Genomic DNA, 6,379 nt, shown 5'->3' on the forward strand with positions numbered 1-6,379 from the left:
TGTTGTCTAGCTTATGCCTTTTTGTTCAAAAAGTTATTATGTCTGTTTAGCAAACTCTTTTATCTTTACGATCAAACTGAAATTTTCGCGATCTTTCCTTGTTCAATATACACCAATAAGATGGATATGTCAGCCGGGTTCACACCAGAGATGCGAGAAGCCTGTGCAATTGAAAGCGGACGAACTTCCGCGAGTTTACCACGGGCTTCAGTCGCAATTCCTGAAATTGCATGGTAATCAATTTTGTCTGGAATCTTTTTGTTTTCCATTTTTTTGAGTTTATCGACTTGTTGCAATGATTTTTCGATATAGCCTTCGTATTTAATATGAATTTCGACTTGTTCTTTTACTTCTTCTTCCAACTCTATCGTAGAGGCTGTCAGCTGAGAAATCATTTCGTAGGTCATTTCCGGACGTTTCAATAAATCCGCTCCGCGAATGCCGTCCTTCAATTCACTGCCTCCTGCATCACGAATCAGTTGCTGGGTCGTTTCATTTGGCTTGATCATGACGCTTCTCAAACGCTTAATTTCTTCTTCAATACGTTCTTTTTTTGCAAGGAATTTCACATAGCGCTCTTCTTTAACCAAGCCAATTGCATAAGCCAGTTCAGTCAGACGTATATCTGCATTGTCGTGACGAAGTAATAAGCGGTATTCTGCACGAGATGTCAACAGACGGTAAGGCTCATTGGTTCCTTTTGTCACCAAATCATCGATCAGTACACCAATATAAGCGTCAGAACGACTTAAAATAACTTCTTCTTTGCCTAACACTTTTGCTGCTGCGTTAATTCCGGCCATCAAGCCCTGTCCCGCTGCTTCTTCGTAGCCAGAGGTTCCATTGATTTGTCCTGCAGTATAGAGATTTTCAATTTTTTTCGACTCTAATGTCGGCCATAATTGCGTTGGAATGATGGCATCATATTCGATAGCATAACCTGCACGCATCATTTCAGCCTTCTCAAGCCCCGGAATGGATTCTAATAGCTTCCGTTGTACATGTTCAGGCAAACTTGTTGAAAGACCTTGTACGTAAACCTCACGCGTATTACGACCTTCGGGTTCTAGGAAAATCTGATGACGTGGTTTATCATTAAAACGAACCACTTTGTCTTCAATTGAAGGACAATAACGTGGACCGGTTCCTTTAATCATTCCGGAATACATCGGTGACAGGTGAAGATTGTCATCAATCACTTGGTGCGTGTGTTCATTTGTATACGTTAACCAGCATGGCAACTGATCCGTGATGTATTCAGTAGTTTCATGACCAAATGCACGTGGTACATCATCGCCGGGCTGAATTTCAGTTTTACTGTAGTCAATACTGTTGCTGTTGACGCGCGGAGGTGTCCCTGTTTTAAAGCGGACAGTTTCAAAACCAAGATTTTCTAGATTTTCTGCCAATTTAATGGAAGGTTGCTGGTTATTAGGGCCACTTGAATAGCGCAGATCTCCAATGATGATTTCACCGCGCAAGAATGTTCCGGTCGTAATAACGACGGAGTTGGCACGGTAAATGCCTCCAACTTGTGTGATCAGTCCTTGGATTTTGCCGTCTTCAACGACCAATTCTTCAGCTATCCCTTGATGTAAGGTTAAGTTCGGCTCTTCTTCCATCAGGCGTTTCATCTCCTGCTGGTAGAGCACTTTGTCAGCTTGTGCACGCAATGCACGCACGGCCGGTCCTTTTGCTGTATTCAACATTCTCATTTGAATGTGTGTTTTATCGATAACGCGCCCCATGGCTCCGCCCAGTGCGTCAATTTCACGTACAACGATGCCTTTCGCTGGCCCACCAATCGATGGGTTGCATGGCATAAATGCGATCATATCCAGATTCATCGTTAAAACAAGCGTTTTAGCGCCCATTCGTGCCGAGGCAAGAGCAGCTTCTGCTCCTGCATGTCCGGCTCCAACAACGATGACATCGAACGTGCCTGCTTCGTATTGTGGCATGTTCGTTCATTCCCTTCGAGTTTTATTTCCCTAGACAGAACTGAGAGAATAATTGGTTGAGGAGGCCGTCATCTGCGGTATCTCCAATAATTTCACCAAGAAGTTCCCAAGTTCGAGTAACATCAATTTGAATCATATCCACGGGAACTTCCATTTCAGCCGCTCTAATAGCATCTAAAATAGTTTTATGTGCCTGGTGCAGCAATGCAATATGGCGCACATTGGATACATAGGTCATGTCCCCTGCTTCGATTTCCCCTTGGAAAAACAGTGCTGCAATAGCTTCTTCAAGCTGGTCGATGCCTTCTTCTTCGATCAGAGAAGTTGTCACCAGCAGTTTATCGCCTGCTAGTTTCTGAACTTGTTCTAAATCGATTTTTTGCGGCAAATCAGTTTTGTTGATAACGACAATATAGTCCATATCCTTGACCGTCTCAAACAGCAGCTCGTCTTCTGGAGTCAGTGCTTCTGCGTAGTTTAGAACGTAAAGAATCAAATCGGCTTCTTTTAATACTTTCCGTGAACGTTCAACGCCGATTCGCTCGACAATATCTTCCGTTTCCCGGATACCTGCCGTATCGACCAAACGCAACGGCACACCACGAACATTTACGTATTCCTCTATTATATCACGGGTCGTTCCCGCTATTTCTGTGACAATGGCTTTATTTTCTTGGACAAGGCTGTTCAATAGAGAAGATTTCCCAACATTGGGACGCCCCAAAATCACGGTTGAAAGCCCTTCTCTCAATATTTTCCCTTGTGAAGAAGTCTGCAGCAATTTATCGATTTCCGAACGAACCCATTTTGATTTTTCCAGCATAATCGGGCGTGTCATTTCTTCTACATCGTCATACTCTGGGTAATCGATATTGACTTCCATTTGAGCAATGGATTCCAGCAATGCCTGGCGCAGCGTACCGATTAACTTCGACAGCCGTCCCTCCATCTGATTGAGTGCGACATCCATAGCACGATCCGTCTTCGCACGAATCAAGTCCATGACCGCTTCCGCCTGGGACAAATCGATGCGCCCGTTCAAAAATGCCCGTTTGGTAAATTCTCCAGGCTCCGCAAGTCTTGCGCCTGCGCGCAAGGCCAGTTCGAGCACACGGTTGACCGACACAATTCCGCCGTGACAATTGATTTCAATAACATCCTCGCGCGTGAAGGTTTTGGGTGCCTTCATGAGCGAGACCATAACTTCCTCGGCTACTTCTCCTGTTGCTGGATCTTCAAGATGTCCGTAATGGATGGTATGAGTCACCTGAGAAGCCAATGCCTTTTTGCTGGGAGCCCGGAACAGTTTATCTGCAATAACTACAGCTTCCGGACCGCTCAAGCGGACGATTGCGATTGCTCCTTCTCCGCTCGGTGTCGATATGGCAGCGATTGTGTCGAATTCCATGATGTTCCCTCCTCTTAAGAAAAGCGGCAACGGCCGTTTTGCTCCGACAAGCATAAGACAGACCAACCTTGTGGCGGTTTTGGCCACGGGGCTGAGTCGACTTATGACCCTAGGAGCAGGCCGATACAGCTAGATATTTGAAAAGCGGCAGCGCCCGCTCTGTTGATAACAAATAAAGCAGCGCCGTAGCCCGATCACCAAAATATATGTTCATAACTTTATTTTTTACTCTAAAAAAGTTGTCCACATGTGGACAACCAATAAATACACATGGCTTTCTAACATACTACAATAGCATAAAGTACCTGAAATCAAAAGACACAGTGCTTCATTTTGATAAATTCCGTCAATTAGGCATAAAAAAAGCCCGCCATATTGGCGAGCTTTAGATTATTTATGCGGTTTAATGACTAAATAGCGGTTGGGATCTTTCCCCTCCGAATACGTATCAATGTCCAAACGCCTTGATAATGCCTGATGGATGACTTTTCGTTCGTAGGACGGCATCGGTTCAAATTGAACTCGCCCGCCGGTCCGAATCGCTTTGTCCGCCATCCGATCCGCCAATTGTTCCAGCGTCTCCTGACGGCGTTCCCGGTAATTCTCAGCGTCCAGTTGAACCATCATAAACTGGTTTGAGTATTTATTAGCAACCAGCTGAGCCAATTGCTGAAGAGAATTCAAGGTTTGTCCCCGTTTGCCGATCAGCATGGCCACTTTTTCGCTTTCCAGGTAAAAATTCACTTTCTTACCCCGCTGCTCATGTGTAATCGATAAATCCTCGATTTTCATGCCTTTGGCAATCGATTGAATGTAATTTTTTGTTTCTTGAATCGCCTGTTCATTAGAGATGGTAGGAACTTTTTCCTTTTCTCCCTCTTTTTCAGGCACTTCTGTGATTTCAACAACTTTTTCTGTCGTTTCATCCGTTTTTTCTTTTTCAGGAAGCGACGTTTTTTCAATTACGGTAACCTCAATTTCTGCTTTCTTGACACCAAAACCGAAAAAACCCTTTTTCTCTTCCTGAATGACCTCGATGCTTACTTCTTCACGTGTAACTTGGAGTTTTTCTAATGCTTCAGATATCGCGTTTTCAACAGTTAAACCCGTTTGCGTAATCTGTTTCACTTTTTAGCCCCTCCTGCTTTCATTTTAACAGGCTGCTGCACATCTTTTTTCTCCCACGGACGGTAAATTGCCAAATTTTGAATAAGAGAAATGATATTTCCGATAACCCAGTAAAGTGTCAATGCAGAAGGCAACACAATACCGAATCCAATGATCATTACCGGCATGAAATACATCATGATCTTCATTTGGGGATTGTCCATTGCTGGTCCAGTCCGCAATACAACAAATTGCATCAAACCGGCGATAACCGCTAAAATGATACTAGGTTCTGCTAGCGGGAAAATAAAAAATGCGCCCAAATCGATTTCGGGTGTACTGTTCATGCGGCTGATGGCGTGATAAAACCCGATCAAAACCGGCATTTGAATCAACACAGGCAAACAACCTGCCATCGGGTTGACGCCTTTTTCCTGGAACAGCGCCATCATTTCTTTTTGGTATTTCTGCTGAGTGACAGCGTCTTTCGACTTGTACTGTTCTTTCAGTTTCACAAGTTCAGGTTGTACTTCCTGCATACGTTTTGAACTTTTCGTCTGTTTAATCATCAATGGCAACATTACCAACCGGATAATAATCGTAACAGCGATAATACCGAAACCATAAGTTCCAAGTAAATCCTTGAAGAACGTGATAGTTGATACCAATGGCCAAACGATAAATTCATTCCAAAATCCTTCACTCTGGTCACTAATCGGCTGGTCAAACTCCGTACAGCCGGAAAGCAGCAACGTTACTGCAATCAGTGAAATAAGCAAAACTAATTTCTTATTCACCCTTCTTCCCCCAAACTAATTTCAATTACTTCCATAATAACATCTATTCTGTATAGTCTTCTACTTTCTTGGCAATGCGCGTGCAATCTTCAATACATGTTCTAAACTTTTCTTGCTTTCATGAAAATCTAATGTGGCCGCCTGTGGTCGGGCGATGATAATGTAGTCTTTCGGCTGCAAGTCGTCTTTCAATTCCAAGAAAGTTTGCCGCGTGTAGCGTTTAATACGATTGCGTGCGACTGCATTCCCTACTTTTTTGCTGACGGACAATCCTAAGCGAAATTCAGTTTGTTCACCTTTCAATACGTAAACGATAAACTGCCGATTCGCGAAAGATTTTCCTTTTTTAAAAATATGCTGAAATTCTTTGTTCTTCTTGATCCGTTGGTGCTTGTTCATTTTTTCACCTGCTTATTTTAATGCCTTCCGCCAAAATAGAGCAGAAAAGAAAAAAAGACCACTGATGCGGTCAGTGGACTTAAGCTGATAATACTTTTCTTCCTTTACGACGGCGTGCAGCTATTACTCTGCGTCCGTTTTTTGTGCTCATACGTGCTCTGAAGCCGTGTACTTTGCTGTGTTTACGTGTATTTGGTTGGTATGTGCGCAATGTCATATGTGACACCTCCTATAATAAGAGTTAACTATTTTTCTAAAGACAGTCTCGACTATTATAAAGGCGCACAGGTGCAAATGTCAATGTCTTATTACAAAACTGTTCTGAATCTCCGTCCTCTATCCTCTTCAAGTTATACACAGCTCTCAAATTTCCCCCTTGATGACCTGTGCACAGTTTTTTTCTCAGAAATAATTATCCACATGCCTTATCTACAGTTTTTTAACATACAAACCTCTTGTGGATAGGTTTAATGTCAACAAAAATAAATGTGTGGATAACTTAAAGAATTTCTTGTATTGTCTACTCTTTTTTGATAACATTAACTTGTTTTCACTTGTTAATAGTTTTCGCCTCAAATAAGTTATCCACAAATTGTGGGTAAGGTGTGGATAGTTATTTACCACCTTGTTTGCAAATGTTATCCACAAGCTGTGATTTTGTGTATGATATACTTTAAAATATAGTTACATATAAAGGAGAAGAGCTA

The 6,379-nt window shown here is 42.7% G+C and carries 6 protein-coding genes; all 6 read right to left on the minus strand.

Annotation, left to right across the window (positions count from 1 at the left end; translation table 11 throughout):
- Nucleotides 1-71: 71 nt before the first annotated feature.
- Nucleotides 72-1,961, minus strand: a complete 1,890-nt coding sequence (gene mnmG, locus BBH88_RS18375; RefSeq protein WP_006830551.1) for a tRNA uridine-5-carboxymethylaminomethyl(34) synthesis enzyme MnmG — start codon at nt 1,959-1,961, stop codon at nt 72-74.
- A 22-nt stretch (nt 1,962-1,983) separates the two neighbouring features.
- Entirely contained in the window at nt 1,984-3,369 is a 1,386-nt protein-coding gene (gene mnmE, locus BBH88_RS18380; protein ID WP_006830550.1) for a tRNA uridine-5-carboxymethylaminomethyl(34) synthesis GTPase MnmE, read from the minus strand.
- A gap of 390 nt (nt 3,370-3,759) precedes the next feature.
- Entirely contained in the window at nt 3,760-4,497 is a 738-nt protein-coding gene (gene jag, locus BBH88_RS18385) for an RNA-binding cell elongation regulator Jag/EloR (protein ID WP_006830549.1), read from the minus strand.
- A complete protein-coding gene (gene yidC, locus BBH88_RS18390; protein ID WP_006830548.1) occupies nt 4,494-5,273 on the minus strand; it encodes a membrane protein insertase YidC in 780 nt (259 codons plus the stop codon). Before yidC ends, jag begins: the two co-directional genes overlap by 4 nt.
- Nucleotides 5,274-5,333: 60 nt before the next feature.
- Nucleotides 5,334-5,672 (minus strand): ribonuclease P protein component, encoded by a 339-nt coding sequence (gene rnpA, locus BBH88_RS18395; protein ID WP_006830547.1) that lies wholly within the window; start codon nt 5,670-5,672, stop codon nt 5,334-5,336.
- Between the two features lie 79 nt (nt 5,673-5,751).
- Nucleotides 5,752-5,889, minus strand: coding sequence for a 50S ribosomal protein L34 (gene rpmH, locus BBH88_RS18400; protein ID WP_006830546.1), 138 nt, complete (start codon nt 5,887-5,889; stop codon nt 5,752-5,754).
- Between the last annotated feature and the right edge of the window lie 490 nt (nt 5,890-6,379).

It is taken from the genome of Planococcus antarcticus DSM 14505 (assembly GCF_001687565.2).
GTDB lineage: Bacteria > Bacillota > Bacilli > Bacillales_A > Planococcaceae > Planococcus > Planococcus antarcticus.